Genomic DNA, 18,554 nt, shown 5'->3' on the forward strand with positions numbered 1-18,554 from the left:
TTCAAAGCCCACAGGCATCCGCTCAATCGGACTATTCCCACTCGATCGTTCCCGGAGGTTTCGAGGTGATATCGTAGGTGCATCGGTTGATACCCTTGACCTCATTGATGATCCGCGTGGCGGTTTCGCCCAGGAACTCGTGGCTGAAAGGGTAATAGTCGGCGGTCATGCCATCAACTGACGTCACGGCACGCAGTGCGCAGGCGTAGTCGTATGTGCGGCCATCGCCCATGACTCCGACGGTGCGGACGGGGAGAATCGCCACGAAAGCCTGCCAGATTTCGTCATAGAGGCCGTGTTTGCGAATCTGGTCGATGTAAACCGCATCGGCTTCGCGCAGGATTTCCAGCTTCTCGCGGGTGATCTCACCTGGGCAGCGAATGGCGAGGCCTGGTCCGGGGAAGGGGTGGCGGCCGATGAAGCTGTCGGGCAGGCCCAGTTCGCGACCCAGCGCGCGGACTTCATCCTTGAACAGCTCACGCAGAGGTTCGACCAGCTTCAGACCCATCTTCTCGGGCAGGCCACCAACATTGTGGTGCGATTTGATCGTGACCGAAGGGCCTCCGCTGATCGAGACGGACTCGATGACGTCAGGGTAGAGCGTGCCTTGGGCCAGGAATTCGGCCCCGTCGATGGTATCGGCGTGTTTCTGGAACACGTCGATGAACAGTTTGCCGATGATCTTGCGCTTGGTCTCGGGGTCGCTTTGACCGTCCAACTCGCCCAGGAACAGATCGCTCTCATCCGCGTGGATCAGCTGAATGTTGTAGTTGTCGCGGAACATGCCGACGACTTCCTGCGCCTCGTTCTTGCGCAGCAGACCGTGGTCGACAAAGACACAGGTGAGCTGATCGCCGATCGCCTCATGGATCAGGATCGCTGCGACCGAGCTGTCGACGCCGCCGGACAGGCCGCAGATGACCTTCTTGTCACCGACCTGTTCGCGGATCTTCTCGATCATCTGCTCGCGATAGGCACCCATGGTCCAGTCGCCGCTGAACCCGGCGAGCTTCACAAAATTTTCGTATAGTTTCGCGCCCTTGGGGGTGTGATGCACCTCGGGGTGGAACTGCACAGCGTAGAAATGGCGCTTGCTGTCAGCCGTGATGGCAAACGGCGCGTTGGGGGAGGTGCCGTAAACCTCAAACCCCGGAGCGATTTCGCTGACATGGTCGCCGTGGCTCATCCAGACCTGTTCATCACCATCCGAGAACCAGTCTTTCAGGATATCCAACTGACCTTTCGGAGTAACAAAGGCGCGGCCAAACTCGGCAGTGCCATGGCCACTTTCGACCTTGCCGCCCAGTTGGTGCATCATCACTTGCTGGCCATAACAGATACCAAGGATCGGAACGCCATAGTCGAAAATCTCTTGCGGTGCGCGCGGAGAACCCTCGCGCGTGACACTGTCCGGCCCACCCGAAAAGATCACCGCTTTGGGCGCCATTTCGCGCACAAATTCCATGGTGACATTCTGGTAGGGGTGGATTTCGCAATAGACATTCAGCTCGCGCAGACGGCGTGCAATCAGCTGCGTCACCTGGCTGCCGAAGTCGATGATCAGAAGGCGGTCGTGGGATGTATCACTCATGTGCGGGCCATAGGCCAAGCGTGACAAATTCGCAAGAGAAAGGTCTTTGCTGAAGGGCGGATACCCGCATTTCAGGGAAACTGTGTTTCGGCTATTGTAAAAGTTTTGTAACAAAAATATGACGATCTTTCCGTCTGCATCATGCGGACACCCGAATAGGAGAGATGCGTTTGCCCATAGCTGTTGAACTTGCCGCTTTGAATCTGGCTTTGGCCATGTTCTGCGGGGCGCTGATCGGGTCCGAGCGTCAGGTACGCCAACGCATGGCAGGTTTGCGAACCAATCCGCTGGTAGCCCTGAGCGCCGCAGCTTTTGTGGTGTTCTCGGCGCTCTATCCGGATGAGGTGAGTCCGACACGCGTGGCCGCTCAGGTCGTTTCGGGGATCGGGTTTCTTGGGGCAGGCATCATCTTTCGGCACGGGTTCACCATTCACGGCTTGAACACGGCGGCGACCTTGTGGTGTTCGGCGGCTGTGGGGATGATGGCCGGAAGTGGAGCCTGGATCTTTGCAATCATGATGACGGGTTTCGTCATTTTTGTGAATCTGGGGCTGCGGCCATTGGTGAAGTGGTTAAAAAAAACGACACGCGCTGGGGTTCCCTTGACGCAGGAATTCCGCATCCTCGTTCAGTGCGCAGCAGATGCGCAGGCAGAGGTCCGTGCGGCGGCACTACAGGCTTTGGCGCAAAACGGGGTGCGCATTGTCGGGTTTCAAAAGGGAGATGCAGACGACAAAGGTCTGCAAACACTGGAAATTCTCGTTTCCACCGAAGATCATCCAGAAAATGTGCAACACAAAATTGCGGCGCCCCTTATTCTTGAGCCGGGGATTCTGAGTGTCGAATGGGAAGACGCGAACGAGACTTGAACCCGCTGTTTTAAAGGGTCCCGTCGCGGCGTAATGTCGCTTTTATGTGCCAATAGCCGTTATCTTCCAATAGTAGCGAGTGTTGGCGGGCTAGATAGAGACCCAATCAAGACATCCAAAGTATGGTGAGGAAAAATGGCTGAAGCATCAGCACGTCGTCGAGGTCGCGGTGGTGGCGGAGCCGCCCGCCGGGCAGAACGCACTGCGGTTCGGATCGACACCGCAAAGTACATTGAGCGGAACATTCCGAACTTTGAGGTCCTCAACGAAGAAGCGTTGGAGATCATCGAGTACAACGCGGAAACGATTCTGGAAGAGGTTGGCGTCAACTTTGTCGACAATCCCGCCGCGCTGGAGCGTTGGCGCAATGCAGGTGCAGATGTTGATGGCGAACGCGTGCGCATTCCGCGTGGTCTGGCGCGTCAGCTGATCAAAACAGCCCCAAGCCAGTTCACTCAGCACGCCCGCAACCCTGAGAAATCGGTGGTGATCGGTGGCCGTAACCTGGTTCTGGCGCCTGTCTATGGCCCTCCGTTTGTGCGTGATGCGCAGGGTGGTCGTCGCTATGCGACCATGGATGACTTCAACAAGTTCGTGAAGCTGGCCTACATGTCCAAGTGGCTGCACCACTCGGGCGGTACCGTTTGCGAACCGACCGATATCCCGGTGAACAAACGCCACCTCGATATGCTGATGGCGCACATGACGCTGTCTGACAAACCCTTCATGGGTTCCGTGACCGACCCCAGCCGGGCGCAGGATTCGGTCGAGATGTGCGAGATTCTGTTCGGCAAGGACTTCGTTCAGAACAACACCGTGATGACCTCGCTGACCAACATCAACTCGCCGATGACCTTCGACGATGTGATGATGGGCGCGCTGGAAGTCTACGCGAAGAACAATCAGGCTTGCATTGTCTCGCCATTCATCGTCGGCGGTGCGATGGCGCCGGTGTCGGTTGCAGGGACGCTCACGCAGGTTCTGGCCGAGGTTCTGGCGGGTATCGCCTATAGCCAGATCATCCGTCCGGGTGCACCTGTGATTTTTGGTGCGTTTGTGACTTCGATCGACATGAACTCGGGCGCGCCGACCTTTGGTACACCTGAGGCTGCGCATATCACATATGGCGCAGGTCAGCTGGCCCGCCGCCTGAATCTGCCTTTCCGTTCTGCAGGCTCGTTCTGTGGTTCGAAACTGCCGGACGCTCAGGCGGCTTATGAGACCGCGAACTCGCTGAATATGGGGCTGATGTCGGGTGTGAACTTCATGCTGCACTCGTGCGGCTGGCTCGAAGGCGGTCTGGTTGCCGACTTTGAAAAGTTCGTGATGGATGCCGATCAACTTGGTGTTCTGCACGGGCTGGCCAAAGGCGTCGCCTATGATGAGAACGCGCAGGCGATGGGTGCGATCCGCGAAGTGGGGCCGGGCGGTCACTATCTTGGCTGCGAGCACACGCAGGCCAACTTCAAGGAAGCCTTCTGGAAGACCGAGGTGCTGGACTACAAACCGTTCGAGACCTGGCAGGACGAAGGTTCGCGCGATACGCGTCAGCTGGCTTCGTCACGGGTCGAGCATCTGCTGGCCAATTACCAGCAGCCGCAGATGGACCCGGCCACCAAAGAGGCGCTCGAGGCTTATATTGCCGACAAGAAAGCCTCGATGCCGGACGCATTTACCTGATCACTCAAACTGTGCGGCGCGGCTGGCTTGATACAGCTGCGCCTCACCCAAAAGCGCAATAAGAAGATCAAGGTGCCTGACCAGAGAATAGGCGGCATCCTCTTCTTTTCGCAGCATATTTTGCTCTCTCTCCATATCCATAAGCCGCATCAGAGCGGCCCCGTTTCCGGGCAGTCGACCATAGCCCAGGATGCGTTGAAGATGCCGGTCACGGTTGTAATCCTGAGCTCCGAATTTTGCAGCGCGCGCTAGTAGACGAGGGCGGCGCAGGGTCGTGATCATGGTCATCAGGTCTTGCATTTCAGGTGCCTCTTGTTCGGATAATTGACGCCCTGTTTGTCACACAACCTAAGCGGGTGTTGCGCTCTTCAAGGTCGCCCCGAACGTTGGTTTCACGACTGTTTATCTTTTTGAATCAAATCTGGTTGCTGCGCTTCGGGGTTAACGAACGAGTAACGAAACCACCTCTAGTTAGATTTGGTTAACTTTAATTTCGGGGGGCAAAAGTGGCAGTCTGTTTTGTCGACGAGGGCAAATGAACATGGAAAACAACGTGGCATTCTCTATTCCGGCATGGGTTCCCGAGGGGGCGCAGCGCTACCTTGCGCACACGGAAACCGGTCAGTCGATCCGTGATATCGCAAGATCGGCCGGTTGCCATGCCTCGACCATTCTCAGACAAATCCGACGGGTCGAAATGCGCCGCGATGACCCCTTGGTAGATGCCGCCCTGCAATCGCTGGCCGAGACGCATTTCTCGGTCTCGGATCGGACGCGCCGCTTTGACGTAAGCGGACAGGACGAGCAAGAGGACGGCTCATTCGAGGGCGAAGCGCTGCGTGTGCTGCGGCGACTGTGTGAGACCGGATCGGTTCTGGCGGTGGCCGAGGATATGGACAAGGCCGTGGTCGTGCGTGACACCGGCGAGGCCGGAACGACAAGGACGGCCGTTGTTGATTGCAAGATCGCACAGGCGCTTGCCTTGCAGGACTGGATTACTTGCGACAATCCGGGCCGTATTTCCCGATACCGGATCTCGACATCGGGGCGCGCGGCGCTCAACCGATTGGTGGCCGAGGCGGAAAACAAGGCGCGGTCGCGCAATGAATTCGGCATGGCCGAAGCACAGGCAGCGTTTCAGCCGAAGTCGAACGGAGACGTCCCGGAACGCGCCCGACGTATGCGCTACAGTGCTGCGGAAAGCCCTTTGATCGCCTTGGCGCGGCGGCGGGACCGAGACGGCAAACCCTTTCTCGATGAAACGCTTGTCCGTGCAGGGGAACGTTTGCGCGAAGACTTTGAACTTGCGCAGATCGGTCCGCAAGTTGCGCAGAACTGGGATCGCTTTCTGACCGGGGGCGGGCGCGGCAATTTCGACAGTGAATCTCACGGAGGGCGCGGGGCCTCGGACGCGAAAGACCGTGTGGCGCGCGCGTTGTCGGACCTTGGTCCGGGGCTCAGCGACGTTGCGCTGCGCTGTTGTTGCTATCTTGAGGGGCTGGAGCTGGCCGAAAAGCGCATGGGCTGGTCGGCGCGTTCGGGCAAGATCGTTCTGCGTATCGCGTTGCAGCGCCTGAAACGACACTATGAGGACCTCTCTGGGCAAGATCGCATGATTGGCTAGGGATAAGTCTCTCTTGTGGTTTCAGCCCTTGGTGATAATCAAGGGCTATGAATTTCACACTCAAACAGTTGCAGTACTTTCAGGCCGTGGCCGAGCAGCGCAATTTCGGCCGCGCTGCGCAGGTTTGCAATGTGTCGCAACCTGCGCTGTCTGTTCAGATAAAATCGCTTGAGGAAACGCTGGGCGGTATTCTGTTCGAGCGTCAGGCGCGGGATATCCTGCTGACGCCACTGGGGCGAGACGTTCTTGAACATGCGCGTCAGGTGCTGGGGGCAGCTGTGCGGCTGGACCAGTTCGCGCGGGATCACTCTGGCGGGCATCGGTCGTTGTCGATCGGGATCATCCCGACAATTGCACCGTACCTTCTGCCCGGCGTTCTGGGGGGGCTACGCGCCGCGGATGTTTCGCTGCGTGTGCAGATCCGCGAGGCGAGGACCGAACGGTTGCTGTCTTTGCTCCGCGAAGGTGAGATCGACGCTGCAGTTCTGGCCCTGCCGGCGGGCGGCTCGGAATTCCGCGAAACGCCATTGTTCCAGGATCACTTCCTGCTGGCAGGCAGCGCCGCGCGGCTGCAACGTGTGAACACCAGCCCCGAAATGCTGCGTCCTCTGGATCTGCAATCGGCACAGTTGATGTTGTTGGAGGATGGCCACTGCCTGACGGATCAAGCGTTGGAGGTCTGCGGGCAGGATCGGGGCAGTGGGCAGATCAACATGGGGGCCTCCTCGCTTGCGACGCTCTCCCGGCTGGTTGCCGAGGGGTTCGGCCTAACCCTGATGCCCGAGCTGGCCGCGAAATCGGAATCAGAGGCGGTTCCGGGCATGAAGCTCTTGCGTTTTGGTGCCCCGCAACCGGCGCGCACGGTGGGGTTGGTCCGGCGTGCGTCAACAACGGATGATGGCTGGGTGGATCGTTTGGCCCAGGTGATCCGGGACGTGGGGGAGCAGATCGTTTCGGCCACGCGGACATGAAAAGGCCCGCCAGTGGCGGGCCGGTTTTCAGCGCCTATGCACCGGACTTACGCCAACGCCGGTTCGGCAGCAGCTTCCAGATGCTGGATCAAAGTTTCGGGCGAGGACACGCCATACGGGTCTTCGGGGCAGTTATCCATCAGGCCGGGCTCTTCGAACCAGGCTTCGACGACGCCGTCATTGATGATGGCTGCATAACGCCACGAGCGCATGCCAAAGCCCAGGTTGTCCTTGTCGACCAGCATGCCCATCTTGCGGGTGAACTCACCCGAACCATCAGGGATGACCTTGACGTTTTTCAGGCCTTGATCCTGCGCCCATTTGTTCATGACAAAGCTGTCATTGACGGACATGCAGTAGATCTCGTCGATACCCTTGGCGGTGAAATCGGAGTAGCCGTTTTCAAATCCGGGCAGCTGGTAGGTCGAACATGTGGGGGTGAAAGCGCCGGGCAGCGAGAACAGGATAACCCGTTTGCCAGCGAAGTAGTCGGCGGTTGTCTTGTCTTCCCAGCGGAACGGGTTGGGGCCTTCGACGGCCTCGTCGCGGACGCGCGTGTGAAAGGTCACATCGGGCAGTTTTGCTCCGGTCTTCATGTTCAAGTTCCTGTGATTCAGTTGTGACTTTCTGGCGATTTAAATCAGTTCTAAATTGCCTGCAATCCATGAAATGCTGCATCTGCAAGATAGGTTTGGTGGATTTGGTGGTTGATTTTTCGGGTGAAAAATATAGTTTAATGTTAAACTAATTTGACATTCGCGAGATATGTGCATAGCGGCTATGCGTCGCTGGTGTAACAGGCGTGAGTGTTTTATGTTATGGGTACACAAAGTTGACCCAAAGTTAGGAAAACTGCCCGTGCGCGATCTGAAAATCCCAGAACAACGTCACCCCGAAAAGGCGCATCGCCCGGACAACGCCCAGCCTAAGAAGCCAAAATGGATCAGGGTGAAGGCGCCCGGCGGCAAGGGCTATGCCGAGACGCATAAGATCATGCGTGAAAACAATTTGGTGACGGTTTGCGAAGAGGCCGGATGCCCCAACGTGGGCGAGTGCTGGAGCCAGGGTCACGCCACCATGATGATCATGGGCGAGATTTGTACTCGCGGCTGTACCTTCTGCAACATCGCCACGGGACGTCCGGACTCGCTGGACGCGTTTGAACCGGGTCGTGTGGCGCATGCGGTGCAAAAATTGGGTCTGAACCACGTTGTGATCACCTCGGTTGACCGGGATGATTTGAAAGATGGCGGGGCAGAGCATTTCGCGCAGACCATACGCGCCGTTCGCCACCGCTCGCCGAAGACCACGATCGAGATTCTGACGCCGGACTTCCTGAAATGTGAACCCGAAGTGCTTGAGACCGTAGTCGAGGCCAAGCCGGATGTATTCAACCACAATCTCGAAACCGTACCGGGCCTCTATCCCGAGGTTCGCCCCGGCGCGCGCTATTTCCATTCTCTGCGCCTGTTGCAGCGCGTGAAGGAACTGGACCCGTCGATTTTCACCAAATCCGGCATCATGGTCGGTCTGGGTGAGGACAAGCAGCAAGTCGGCCAGGTCATGGATGATATGCGCGCCGCTGACATAGATTTCCTGACCATTGGTCAGTATCTGCAACCGACGCCCAAGCACCACGCGGTGGACCGTTTCGTGACGCCGGAGGAGTTCGCTTCCTATGAAAAAGCGGCTTATGGCAAGGGCTTCCTGATGGTCTCGGCCACTCCGCTGACGCGTTCGTCCTACCACGCGGGGGATGATTTCGCGCGTTTGCGTGCGGCACGGCAGGCGAAGCTGGGGCAGGCGTGACGCCTGATAGATTGGCGCAGCTGACAGCGCTGCGCCACAGTTTGCATCAACATCCCGAACTTTCTGGGCAAGAGCGTGAAACCGCCGCGCGCATGGCTGATGAGCTGCGTCGCGCAGGGGCGGATACCGTACTGACCGACCTCGGCGGGCACGGAGTCGCGGCGGTATTCGACAGCGGTACAACCGGTCCCATCGTCGCCATTCGGTGCGAGCTGGATGGCTTGCCGATCAACGAACTCTCGGACCTGCCGTATGTGTCGACCGTGCCGGGTAAAGGGCATCTGTGCGGGCATGATGGCCATATGTCTATGGTTTTCGGCGTCGCGCTTGCGTTGCAGGAACAGCGCCCAACGCGCGGACGGGTGGTTCTGATTTTCCAACCTGCCGAAGAAACCGGGCAGGGGGCCAAGGCGGTCCGCGACGATCCCCAATTCGCGCATCTTGCCCCGGACTTTGTTTTCTCCTTGCACAATTTGCCGGGGCTGGAACTGGGCGAGGTTGAGCTGTGTCAGGGGCCAACCAACTGCGCCTCTCGCGGTATGCGGATTGCATTGACCGGAAAGACCTCTCATGCCGCCGCGCCGCAGGATGGGGTTTCTCCGGCGGGCGCTTTGTCCGCATTGATCCCGGAACTCACCCGGCTTGGCACGGCAGGCGCGCTGAACGCCGACTACGCGTTGACCACGATTACACATGCCAGCCTCGGAGAGCAGACCTTTGGCGTCGCCCCCGGACAGGCTGAGCTGTGGGTGACATTGCGCACCGTGTCAGACGACCGGATGGCAAAGCTCATTGCCGATTCTGAAGCCTTGGTTCAGCAGGTCGCCAAGTCCGAAAACTTGAGTGCCGAGATCACCTATGAGGATGTCTTCGAGGCCTGCACCAATAACGCTGAAGCGGTGACTATTCTGGCCGAGGCCTGTGCGGATCAAGCCGTTCCATGCAAGTTGACCAATGAGCCGCAGAGGTTCTCAGAAGACTTCGGCCAGTTCGGCAAAAGCGCAAAATCGGCGATGTTCTGGTTGGGAGCAGGGCAAGATCACCCCCAACTTCACAATCCCGACTATGATTTCCCAGACGAGCTGATCCCAATTGGTACGGGCGTCTTTTTGGCGGCGATCCGGCAGGTATTGGGCTGAGGCCGCGTTCAGGTAAACCGAACCTTGCCGATGAACGGCAAGTTGCGATTGCGCTGTGCGTAGTCGATTCCGTAGCCCACGACGAACTCGTCAGGGATTTCGAACCCGATCCAATCTGAACGAAAATCAACCTCGCGTCGGCTGGGTTTGTCCAGCAGTGCAATGGACTTGAGCCGTTTCGGCTCACGACTGCGCAGCAGGTTGGTGACGTGGTTCAGCGTATGGCCCGTATCGACGATATCTTCGACCACCAGCACATCGCGACCTTCAATCGCGCCGCGCAAGTCTTTGAGAATACGAACTTCCCGGCTGCTCTCCATCGCGTCACCGTAAGAGGAAGCCTCGAGGAAATCGACCTCGATCGGCAGGTCCAGCTCGCGGACCAGATCAGCGATGAACACGAAAGAGCCACGCAGCAGGCCAACGACGACCAGCTTGTCAGTATTGCCGAATTCTTCGGTAATTTCGCGGCAAAGCTCTTCGATTCTGGCTGCAATTGCCTTGGCCGAGATCATCTCATCTATCACATAAGCGCGGTCAGTCATCGCAGCCCCCTTGATCTTTGGCGCGCAACATACGACATGACGCGCCATTGTCACCTTCTAATGCCGGATTGCCATGCCTATCCACTCGGAAACCCGTCACCTGCCTTATACGGCCCAGCAGATGTATGATCTGGTTGCTGACGTGGCGAGCTATCCCAAGTTCCTGCCTTGGTGTGCTGCCGCGCGTATCCGTCGGACCTATGCGGCTGGCGAGGCCGAGGTGATGGAGGCGGATCTGGTGATCTCGTTCAAGGTGTTTCGCGAACGGTTCGGAAGTCGGGTGACCTTGTTTGCCGGTCAAAAGAAGATAGACACTGAATATCTGGACGGCCCGTTCAAATACATGAAATCGGACTGGCAGTTTGAAGACGCCCCCGAAGGTGGGTGCAACGTTTCGTTCCACGTCGATTTCGAGTTCAAGAACGCCATCCTGCAAGGGATCATTGGTGTCGTCTTCAACGAGGCCATGCAGCGCATCGTGCGCGCATTCGAGGCCCGCGCCGCCGAGCTTTACAGCTAAGGCTTTACCAACGACCGACGCGCGCTAGACTGCGCGCTATGTCTGGATTCACCTCAACGCTTGCGAGTTTTGCCGCCAGCCCCGTCAACACAACCGCGCAGGCGCGGGCCGTTACGTCTTTGTCTGTTCTCGACTGGATTGCCGTGGGTCGTGCCGGTGTGTCCGAGCCCGTGTCGGTCGCCGTTCGGGACATGGTGCAGGAGGAGGGCGGAGCAGCGCAGGCCCATCTTTTCGGCGGCGGGGCAGCGCCCTTGCGCGCGGCGGCGCTGGTCAATGGAACGGTGTCTCACGCGCTGGACTATGACGACACCCATTTCGCCCATATCGGACATCCGTCCGTTGCCATCCTTCCTGCGGCCTTGGCGGTTTCGGAATGGGATGACCGTATCCTCGTTGATCTGCTGGAGGCGGCCCTGATCGGGATGGAGGTTTCGATCCGGATCGGCCTCTGGCTCGGCCGAGATCACTATCAGGCCGGGTTTCACCAAACGGCGACTGCGGGGGCCTTTGGGGCGGCGGTAGCAGCGGGTCGGGTGCTTGGGTTCGATGCCAACCAGATGCAGCAAGTTCTGGGCTTGACGGCCACGCGCGCGGCCGGTCTGAAAGCTCAGTTCGGTACCATGGGTAAACCCTACAATGCAGGATTGACCGCATCAGCCGGGATCGAGGCCGCGTTGCTGATTAAACGGGGCTTTGAGCCCAATGCAAGTGCGTTAGAGGGCCCGTATGGCTTTGGTGCAACCCATCAGGGCGTGGCGGATACATCAGCAGCGCTGGACGGGTTGGGGGAGGAGTGGCTGTTCGAATCGGTCAGTCACAAGTTCCACGCGTGCTGCCACGGTTTGCACGCCGCGCTTGAGGCTGCTCTGCGTCTTGATATTGCCGAACCTGAAGTGGCTGAAATCAAGGTCAAAACCCATCCGCGCTGGATGAGTGTCTGCAACCAGATGTCTCCGACCACGGGGTTGGGGGCGAAGTTTTCCTATCGCACGGTGATCACCATGCAGGCGCTCGGCTACGACACCACTTTGCCAAGCAGTTACACCGAAAAGGTCTGCGCTGATCCTCGCATTCGCTCTTTGCGAGACCGCATCACGGTCGAGGCGGATGAAACCCGCACCGAGACCCAGGCCCGCCTAGAGCTTCTGCGGCGCGACGGCGTGCGACGCGAGGTTACCCATGATCTGATGGCTCCGATGTCTCTGGCGGATCGGGAAGACCGTGTCCGGGCCAAAGCGTCGAAACTGATTGGAGGGGCAGAGGCGGACGCGATCTGGTCAATGCTGCGCACCGGAGGTCGCGCCCGCGATCTGGCTGCAAAACTGGCGGGTTAAACCACGCGCCAGTGCAGGGGGAAGCCGGGGTCGAATACGGTGACGGGGCCGTCGCCACTTTCGATCTTCGACGGGTATTCGACCGGGTCACCCTTGATCAGCGTGATCGAACTTTCGTTCACCGGGAGGCGATAGAAGGCCGGACCATTCAACGACACGAACCCTTCCAGCTTGTCTAGGGCACCTTCGCGGTCGAACATCTCGGCTACCAAGGACATGGTGTTTGTTGCCGTGAAACATCCCGCACAGCCACAGGCCATTTCCTTGTTGTCATCCGTATGAGGCGCGCTGTCCGTGCCCAGGAAATAGCGCGGATCGCCCGAGGTCGCGGCCTTCAGCAGCTCCAACCGATGCTCTTCACGCTTGGCGACGGGCAGGCAGTAGTAGTGCGGTTTGATCCCGCCGACCAGAATGTGGTTGCGGTTGATGATCAGATGGTGCGCGGTGATCGTTGCGCCCAGATCGGTCTCGTTGGCCGCAACATACTGAACCCCGTCGCGGGTCGTAATATGCTCCATCACAACGCGCAGGCCGGGGGTTGCCATACGGATCGGATCCAGAACGCGGTCGATGAACACAGCCTCACGGTCGAAGATGTCGATCTCGGAATCGGTGACCTCGCCATGAACACACAGGGGCAGGCCGATCTCGGCCATCCTCTCCAGCACCGGGCGCACATTGTCGAAATTCCGAACACCCGAATGCGAATTGGTCGTTGCACCTGCCGGGTAGAGCTTGACCGCCTTGACCAAACCACTTGCATGCGCAGCGGCGAGGTCTTCTGGATCCGTATCTTCGGTCAGATACAGGGTCATCAGCGGCTCGAACGTCATCCCTTCGGGCAGCGCAGCCATGATACGCTCGCGATAGGCGGCGGCGTGCGCGCCGGTCACCACCGGGGGCACCAGATTGGGCATGATGATCGCACGGCCAAAATGGCGGGCGGTTTCGGGAAGGACGGCCTGCAACATCGCGCCATCGCGCAGGTGCAGATGCCAGTCGTCGGGGCGGCGGATCGTGATGCTATCGGTCATGCGCCTCCGCTAACACAGAGGCCGCCGCCGTAAAAGCCCTTGTCAACTCGTTCGAACGTCGTAGCTCAGAAACGGGTGATGGCCTTGACGCACAGGCGCGGCCATGACCTTTTGTGGCAAGGGAGAATTCAGCACATGACACAGCCAGATTCCATAGACGCGGTTCAAACCATGCTAAGCGCGCAGGGCTATGTTTGCGGCCGTGCGCTGGCAACGGTCGTCTTCCTGTCGCTGAAACTCGGCCGGCCGCTGTTTCTGGAAGGTGAGGCCGGTGTAGGCAAGACCGAGATCGCCAAGGCACTGGCCGCAGGGCTTGGTCGCCGCCTGATCCGCTTGCAATGCTACGAAGGGCTTGATGCGTCCTCTGCCGTTTATGAATGGAACTTTCCCGCGCAGATGGTCGCCATCCGAACCGCCGAAGCTGCGGGCGGCGCAGACCGCTCAGCCCTGCAGACCGAGCTGTTCTCGGATGACTACCTCGTCGAACGCCCATTGCTGCAAGCCATGAGGCCCGATGAAAACGGCGCGCCGGTGCTGTTGATCGACGAGTTGGACCGCACGGATGAACCCTTCGAGGCCTTCCTGCTGGAAGCACTCAGCGATTTTCAGGTCACGATCCCGGAACTCGGCACCGTCAAAGCCCCCGAACCACCCGTCGTGATCGTCACCTCAAACCGAACGCGCGAGGTGCATGACGCTCTCAAGCGCCGCTGCCTTTACCACTGGGTCGATTACCCGGATTTCGACCGGGAGATTGAAATCTTAAACGCCCGCGCGCCCGAAGCGGCCCAATCGCTCAGCCGCGAGGTCGTGGCCTTTGTCCAGCGCTTGCGCACCGAAGATCTGTTCAAGAAACCCGGCGTGGCCGAAACCATCGACTGGGCCAAATGCCTGCTAGCACTGGACGTCATCAACCTCAGCCCCGAAGTGATCGGAGATACCCTCGGCGCGATCCTGAAATACCAGGACGACATCCAAAAACTGCAAGGATCCGAGGCCAAACGCATTCTTGACGAAGCCAAAGCCGATTTAGAACCGGCCTGATGCTTCTTCTGTTTGAAAATACCTCGGGGGTATGGGGGCAGAGCCCCCATGAGCGCTGATGGCCGAACAGATCCCGCTCGACATTCCCGAAAACCCGAAGCTGGCGCAGAACATCACTCACTTTGCCCGCGCCCTCCGTAAGGCCGGGTTGCCAATCGGCACCGGTCGCGTAGTGGATGCCATCCGGGCCGTTGAGGCCGCAGGCTTCACCGAAAAGCAGGATTTCTACTGGACTTTACACGCCTGTTTTGTGAACCGGCCAGAGCATCGCACCGTCTTCGCGCAGGTCTTTCGCCTTTATTGGCGCGACCCAAGGTATCTGGAACACATGATGTCCATGATGCTGCCCGCCATTCGTGGGGTGCAGGAAGAACGCAAAGCCGACGCAGGTGAAAAACGCGCGGCTGAGGCGTTGCTTGACGGGGTTGAACGCGATCAGCCTGAAACCTCCGAGGAGCAGGAAGGCGAGACCGAGCTTGAGATCGATGCCTCGCAAACCGCCTCGTCCGAGGAGCGTCTGCGCAGTCTGGATTTCGAACAGATGAGTGCCGATGAGATCGCTCAGGCCAAGCGCCTCCTGTCGTGCCTCAGTCTGCCGGTCAAGCCGATCGAAAGCCGCCGCAGCCAGGCCAGCCATATCGGCCACCGGATCGACCGGGCGAGAACCCTGCGCGCCGCCATGCGTCAAGGCGGAGAGCTGCACGATATCGCGAAACAAAAACCCCGACCGCGCTGGCCCAATCTGGTCGTGCTCTGCGATATCTCCGGCTCGATGAGCCAATATAGCCGCCTGATCCTGCACTTCCTGCACACGGTCTCGAACGCCAAAGGCGCCGGCTGGGCCAAGGTCCATGCCTTTACTTTTGGCACGCAACTGACCAATATCACCCGTCATCTACATCAGCGCGACGTGGATGCCGCCCTAGCAGCGGCCGGGGCCGAGGCGCAAGATTGGGAAGGGGGCACGCGGATCGGAGACTGCCTGCACGCCTTTAACCGAGACTGGTCGCGGCGCGTCATGGGGCAGGGTGCGGTGGTTCTGCTGATCTCGGACGGGCTGGACCGCGGTGCGCCCGAAGACTTGGCGAAAGAGACCGAGCGGCTGCATCTTTCGGCCCGGCGTTTGATCTGGCTGAACCCTCTGCTCCGTTGGGACGGGTTCGCCCCGAAAGCACAAGGTGTGGCCGCCATGCTGCCCCATGTCGACAGCTTCCGCGCGGGTCATTCGATTGCGTCGCTGGAAGACCTCGCCTCTGTCATCTCTGCTCAGGACGATGTCGGAGAGAAAGCGCGGCTCATGTCCGCGCTTTCCGGCTAGGATTTAGCCCAGCTGTTTTTCGTTACACTCACGCGCCATTTCCATGGCCTTGTAAGTGCCGGTCAGATCGACGGTGAACGCAAATTCCTTTTCGGGGAAGACAACCATGACCTCTTTCTTGGCCAGATCATCCGCAAATTGTGGGTCGTCGGACAGGACGTAACCGCCAGAGTAGCCCTTGGTGATATTGCCCTTCATGCCCGTGGCTTCACCGACATACAGGTTTTCACCCAGCAGAATTGCCACGGCTTCTTTCTCGCCGCGTTTGATATTGGTTTCCGCCTTGGTGAAAACACCAACGTAACCCACACCGCGATCTTCGGTCAGGCCCATCTGAACAACGTTTTCCGCGTCATCCACGGCCTCAATCAGGCAAGATTTCTTTTCGTTGTCGATGAAGACTTTCCAGCCTTCAACCTCACCGTAGCGTTCGAATGTATCAGCCCATGCAGCGGTCGAGGCCAACAGGCCGACCGCCGTTCCCAGTGTAAGAATGCGTTTCAACTCTTCGTCTCCGTTGAGAAATTTATTGAGAGCGCCCAATCCAAATTCAGGCGCAGTTTCAACTTAAGACGTGGGGTATTCGCAATCAATCCTTTGAGAGTGTGAATATCAAATCGGCCTTTTACTGCCCACATAAACGCGAATTGACTGCCGTCTCCGACTAACGTTCGCTTTTCATTGGTCCAAGGCTGCCTATGTTGGTTTGCGACAAGCTAGGAGGATTCGATGAATCGATTCGACAGCAGCCCGGAACGCGCTTTGGAATGGCACCGCAGCGGTCGCGGTGCCGCGCTGGCCACTGTTGTCGAAACCTGGGGCAGCGCACCGCGTCGTGTGGGGTCTCAGCTGGTGATTGGTGGGGACGGGCGGATCGAAGGCTCGGTCTCGGGCGGTTGCGTCGAAGGTGCGGTGATCGTCGAAGCCATTGAAGCCATTGACGAGGGTGAGGCGCGCCTGCTTGAATTCGGTGTCAGCGACGAAGACGCCTTTGCCGTCGGTTTGGCCTGCGGCGGGACGATCCGGGTTTTGGTCGAGCCGGTCGGCTCTGTCCTGCCTGAGCCGATGCTGGCCGAGTTGGTCGCCGCCCGTGCGCGCCGTGAACCACTGGCCTATGAAGTGAATACAGACAGCGGACACAGGGCCTTGCGCCGGAATGCTTATGCGGATCGGCTGCGTATGGATCGGTCTGGTTTCGAGGAAGACGGTAAGACCTTCGTGGCCGTTCACAACCCGCCTTTGCGGTTGATCATCGTTGGTGCGGTTCACATCGCGCAGGCCTTGGTGCCGATGGCGCGGATTGCGGGTTACGACCCGGCCATCATCGACCCGCGTGAGGCGTTTGCCGCAGACAGCCGCTTTCCCGGAGAGACCCTGTTGACCGATTGGCCGGATGAAGCGGTTGCCAAGTTAGGTTTTGATCAGCGCACGGCCATTGTCCTGTTGACCCACGATCCGAAACTGGATGATCCGGCCCTGCAGGCCGCGTTGGATGCCGATGTGTTCTACATTGGCGCCCTTGGGTCGACCCGCACCCATGCCAAAAGGGTTGAGCGGATGACCGAGGCGGGGTTCACCCAAGCTCAGATCGCGCGCATTCACGGGCCGATTGGCCTTGATATCGGTGCCGCAGGTCCCTCCGAGATTGCCGTGGCCATTCTGGCCCAGATGACGGCTGTTCTGCGAGGTAAGGCATGAAATTCGGCCCTGTGCCCGTGAACGAAGCTGCCGGAGCCATTCTCGCGCATTCCGTCAAGGTCTCGGACCAAAAGCTGCGCAAGGGGCTTATGCTGAGTGCCGAGCACGTCTCGCAATTGTCTAGCGCGGGGTTTGACGAGGTCATCGTCGCCCGTCTGGAACCCGGCGACTGTCATGAGGACGAAGCTGCCGAAATGCTGGCCCGTGCTCTGGTTCCTGACCCTTCTGACGCCAATTTGCGCCTGACCGAGGCGTTTACCGGCCGCGTGAACCTTCTGGCCGAGGGGCCGGGCGTGGTGGTGCTGGATGTGGCCGCACTCGAGCAATTCAACCGCATCAATCCGATGATCACCGTCGCAACGGTCCCGCAACACCAACAGATGACAGCGGGCGGTATGGTCGCCACGATCAAGGTGATCTCCTACGCTGTTCCCAAAGCCGATGTTGAACGCGCGGCGGGTTTGGCGCAGGCCTCGGTGCGCCTTGTCGCGCCGGTCTATCGCAGCGCGGGATTGATCGTGACGGACATCGCCGGAGGGCCGCCCAATGAGAAGGGAATCGCGGCCATGCGCGGGCGTGTCGAAGCTCTGGGCATGGACCTGTGCGATGTGCAGATCGTCCCGCATAAAACCGACCAACTTGCATCGGCCATTGATCGTGCCGAAGGCGATGTGCTGATGATCCTGACGGCCTCGGCCACGTCGGATGTGAACGACGTGGCCCCGTCTGCCGTGCGCGCCGCGGGCGGGGAAGTTGACCGGTTCGGCATGCCAGTAGATCCGGGCAACTTGCTGTTTCTGGGGGCGTTGAACACACGCCCTGTGATCGGCCTGCCGGGATGCGCGCGCTCTCCCGCTTTGAACGGGGCTGATTGGGTTTTGTCGCGGGTCGCCTGCGGGGTCGAGACCACTGGTGCTGATATTGCTGCGATGGGTGTGGGTGGTCTGCTCAAGGAAATCCCGACCCGCCCGCAACCCCGCGCGCAGCGGAAGAAGTAGGTCAGAGGCCCAAAGGCGGCGCCTGTGAAATTATGGCGTCGGCCTTTTGCGTCCCTCTGGTGTCAAAAAGCGACAAATTCCTGTTCTCAAGCCAGACCTCCCGTGTTTAACTCGCCCCAAGCGAATGAGCTAAAGAAGGGGAGGTCTTATGCCAAATATATCGCTGACTGTGAATGGTCTGTCTGTGAGCGGTGATGTTGAGGGTCGGACGTTATTGTCTGGTTTTTTGCGGGATCATTTGTCTTTGACGGGGACGCATGTTGGCTGTGATACGGCGCAATGCGGGGCCTGTGTGGTGCATGTAAACGGCGAGGCCGTGAAGTCGTGCAACATGCTGGCGGTTGAGGCCGACGGGGCCGAGGTCGGCACGATCGAGGGTC

The 18,554-nt window shown here is 59.2% G+C and carries 19 protein-coding genes; 13 read left to right on the plus strand and 6 right to left on the minus strand.

Features of this window, described 5'->3' with window-relative positions:
* Positions 1-31 precede the first annotated feature (31 nt).
* On the minus strand, positions 32-1,591 hold the full coding sequence (gene guaA, locus J7394_RS02400; RefSeq protein WP_209250663.1) for a glutamine-hydrolyzing GMP synthase: 1,560 nt from the start codon (positions 1,589-1,591) through the stop codon (positions 32-34).
* Between the two features lie 170 nt (positions 1,592-1,761).
* On the opposite strand from guaA, the gene J7394_RS02405 reads away from it, so the two are divergent.
* Both J7394_RS02405 and J7394_RS02410 read left to right on the plus strand, forming a co-directional pair.
* Positions 1,762-2,460, plus strand: coding sequence for an MgtC/SapB family protein (locus J7394_RS02405; protein WP_247747991.1), 699 nt, complete (start codon positions 1,762-1,764; stop codon positions 2,458-2,460).
* A 135-nt stretch (positions 2,461-2,595) separates the two neighbouring features.
* Positions 2,596-4,140, plus strand: coding sequence for a trimethylamine methyltransferase family protein (locus J7394_RS02410; protein WP_209250665.1), 1,545 nt, complete (start codon positions 2,596-2,598; stop codon positions 4,138-4,140).
* Here the strand turns inward: J7394_RS02410 and J7394_RS02415 are convergent, their stop codons facing one another.
* A complete protein-coding gene (locus J7394_RS02415) occupies positions 4,141-4,440 on the minus strand; it encodes a DUF6477 family protein (RefSeq protein ID WP_209250666.1) in 300 nt (99 codons plus the stop codon).
* Between the two features lie 241 nt (positions 4,441-4,681).
* Between J7394_RS02415 and J7394_RS02420 the strand changes: the two genes are divergently transcribed.
* Positions 4,682-5,764: a DUF6456 domain-containing protein gene (locus J7394_RS02420; protein WP_209250720.1), complete on the plus strand. Its 1,083-nt coding sequence runs from the start codon at positions 4,682-4,684 to the stop codon at positions 5,762-5,764.
* A gap of 47 nt (positions 5,765-5,811) precedes the next feature.
* Positions 5,812-6,735 (plus strand): LysR substrate-binding domain-containing protein, encoded by a 924-nt coding sequence (locus J7394_RS02425; RefSeq protein WP_209250667.1) that lies wholly within the window; start codon positions 5,812-5,814, stop codon positions 6,733-6,735.
* A gap of 47 nt (positions 6,736-6,782) precedes the next feature.
* On the opposite strand, the gene J7394_RS02430 is transcribed toward J7394_RS02425, so the two are convergent.
* Complete coding sequence (locus J7394_RS02430; protein ID WP_209250669.1) at positions 6,783-7,331, minus strand: peroxiredoxin; 549 nt, start codon at positions 7,329-7,331, stop codon at positions 6,783-6,785.
* Positions 7,332-7,593: 262 nt separating this feature from the next.
* On the opposite strand from J7394_RS02430, the gene lipA reads away from it, so the two are divergent.
* Positions 7,594-8,544: a lipoyl synthase gene (gene lipA / locus J7394_RS02435; RefSeq protein WP_209250671.1), complete on the plus strand. Its 951-nt coding sequence runs from the start codon at positions 7,594-7,596 to the stop codon at positions 8,542-8,544.
* On the plus strand, positions 8,541-9,683 hold the full coding sequence (locus J7394_RS02440; protein ID WP_209250673.1) for an amidohydrolase: 1,143 nt from the start codon (positions 8,541-8,543) through the stop codon (positions 9,681-9,683). The genes lipA and J7394_RS02440 overlap by 4 nt, the downstream gene beginning before the upstream one ends.
* An 8-nt stretch (positions 9,684-9,691) precedes the next feature.
* On the opposite strand, the gene hpt is transcribed toward J7394_RS02440, so the two are convergent.
* A complete protein-coding gene (gene hpt / locus J7394_RS02445) occupies positions 9,692-10,228 on the minus strand; it encodes a hypoxanthine phosphoribosyltransferase (protein ID WP_170642023.1) in 537 nt (178 codons plus the stop codon).
* Positions 10,229-10,301: 73 nt separating this feature from the next.
* Between hpt and J7394_RS02450 the strand changes: the two genes are divergently transcribed.
* Positions 10,302-10,748, plus strand: coding sequence for a type II toxin-antitoxin system RatA family toxin (locus J7394_RS02450; RefSeq protein WP_170458056.1), 447 nt, complete (start codon positions 10,302-10,304; stop codon positions 10,746-10,748).
* A gap of 38 nt (positions 10,749-10,786) precedes the next feature.
* Positions 10,787-12,082: an MmgE/PrpD family protein gene (locus J7394_RS02455; protein WP_209250675.1), complete on the plus strand. Its 1,296-nt coding sequence runs from the start codon at positions 10,787-10,789 to the stop codon at positions 12,080-12,082.
* Here J7394_RS02455 and pyrC read toward each other — a convergent pair.
* Positions 12,079-13,116, minus strand: a complete 1,038-nt coding sequence (gene pyrC, locus J7394_RS02460; RefSeq protein ID WP_209250677.1) for a dihydroorotase — start codon at positions 13,114-13,116, stop codon at positions 12,079-12,081. The two genes, J7394_RS02455 and pyrC, sit on opposite strands and share 4 nt — an antisense overlap.
* A gap of 135 nt (positions 13,117-13,251) precedes the next feature.
* Here pyrC and J7394_RS02465 point away from each other — a divergent pair, with 135 nt between their 5' ends.
* Both J7394_RS02465 and J7394_RS02470 read left to right on the plus strand, forming a co-directional pair.
* Positions 13,252-14,160 carry a MoxR family ATPase gene (locus J7394_RS02465; protein WP_170483861.1) on the plus strand — a complete coding sequence of 303 codons (909 nt, stop codon included), beginning with the start codon at positions 13,252-13,254 and terminating at the stop codon, positions 14,158-14,160.
* Between the two features lie 58 nt (positions 14,161-14,218).
* Positions 14,219-15,478, plus strand: a complete 1,260-nt coding sequence (locus tag J7394_RS02470; protein WP_209250679.1) for a VWA domain-containing protein — start codon at positions 14,219-14,221, stop codon at positions 15,476-15,478.
* 3 nt (positions 15,479-15,481) lie between these two features.
* Here J7394_RS02470 and J7394_RS02475 read toward each other — a convergent pair whose 3' ends face one another.
* Positions 15,482-15,982, minus strand: coding sequence for a hypothetical protein (locus J7394_RS02475; RefSeq protein WP_209250681.1), 501 nt, complete (start codon positions 15,980-15,982; stop codon positions 15,482-15,484).
* A gap of 225 nt (positions 15,983-16,207) precedes the next feature.
* Here J7394_RS02475 and J7394_RS02480 point away from each other — a divergent pair, with 225 nt between their 5' ends.
* The 3 genes from J7394_RS02480 to J7394_RS02490 all read left to right on the plus strand — a co-directional run.
* Complete coding sequence (locus J7394_RS02480) at positions 16,208-17,176, plus strand: XdhC family protein (protein WP_209250683.1); 969 nt, start codon at positions 16,208-16,210, stop codon at positions 17,174-17,176.
* Positions 17,173-18,174: a molybdopterin-binding protein gene (locus J7394_RS02485; RefSeq protein ID WP_209250685.1), complete on the plus strand. Its 1,002-nt coding sequence runs from the start codon at positions 17,173-17,175 to the stop codon at positions 18,172-18,174. The genes J7394_RS02480 and J7394_RS02485 overlap by 4 nt, the downstream gene beginning before the upstream one ends.
* 148 nt (positions 18,175-18,322) lie before the next feature.
* Positions 18,323-18,554, plus strand: a 232-nt coding sequence (locus J7394_RS02490) for a (2Fe-2S)-binding protein (protein ID WP_209250687.1), incomplete at its 3' end; no start/stop codon positions are given.

Source organism: Ruegeria sp. R13_0, assembly GCF_017743995.1.
GTDB lineage: Bacteria > Pseudomonadota > Alphaproteobacteria > Rhodobacterales > Rhodobacteraceae > Ruegeria.

Excerpts from the sequence above, each read along its gene's own strand:
- guaA (WP_209250663.1), bottom strand. The coding sequence starts at position 1,591 with ATGAGTGATACATCCCACGACCGCCTTCTGATCATCGACTTCGGCAGC.
- J7394_RS02410 (WP_209250665.1), top strand. The coding sequence starts at position 2,596 with ATGGCTGAAGCATCAGCACGTCGTCGAGGTCGCGGTGGTGGCGGAGCC.
- J7394_RS02415 (WP_209250666.1), bottom strand. The coding sequence starts at position 4,440 with ATGCAAGACCTGATGACCATGATCACGACCCTGCGCCGCCCTCGTCTA.
- J7394_RS02420 (WP_209250720.1), top strand. The coding sequence starts at position 4,682 with ATGGAAAACAACGTGGCATTCTCTATTCCGGCATGGGTTCCCGAGGGG.
- J7394_RS02425 (WP_209250667.1), top strand. The coding sequence starts at position 5,812 with ATGAATTTCACACTCAAACAGTTGCAGTACTTTCAGGCCGTGGCCGAG.
- J7394_RS02430 (WP_209250669.1), bottom strand. The coding sequence starts at position 7,331 with ATGAAGACCGGAGCAAAACTGCCCGATGTGACCTTTCACACGCGCGTC.
- hpt (WP_170642023.1), bottom strand. The coding sequence starts at position 10,228 with ATGACTGACCGCGCTTATGTGATAGATGAGATGATCTCGGCCAAGGCA.
- J7394_RS02450 (WP_170458056.1), top strand. The coding sequence starts at position 10,302 with ATGCCTATCCACTCGGAAACCCGTCACCTGCCTTATACGGCCCAGCAG.
- J7394_RS02455 (WP_209250675.1), top strand. The coding sequence starts at position 10,787 with ATGTCTGGATTCACCTCAACGCTTGCGAGTTTTGCCGCCAGCCCCGTC.
- pyrC (WP_209250677.1), bottom strand. The coding sequence starts at position 13,116 with ATGACCGATAGCATCACGATCCGCCGCCCCGACGACTGGCATCTGCAC.
- J7394_RS02465 (WP_170483861.1), top strand. The coding sequence starts at position 13,252 with ATGACACAGCCAGATTCCATAGACGCGGTTCAAACCATGCTAAGCGCG.
- J7394_RS02470 (WP_209250679.1), top strand. The coding sequence starts at position 14,219 with ATGGCCGAACAGATCCCGCTCGACATTCCCGAAAACCCGAAGCTGGCG.
- J7394_RS02480 (WP_209250683.1), top strand. The coding sequence starts at position 16,208 with ATGAATCGATTCGACAGCAGCCCGGAACGCGCTTTGGAATGGCACCGC.
- J7394_RS02485 (WP_209250685.1), top strand. The coding sequence starts at position 17,173 with ATGAAATTCGGCCCTGTGCCCGTGAACGAAGCTGCCGGAGCCATTCTC.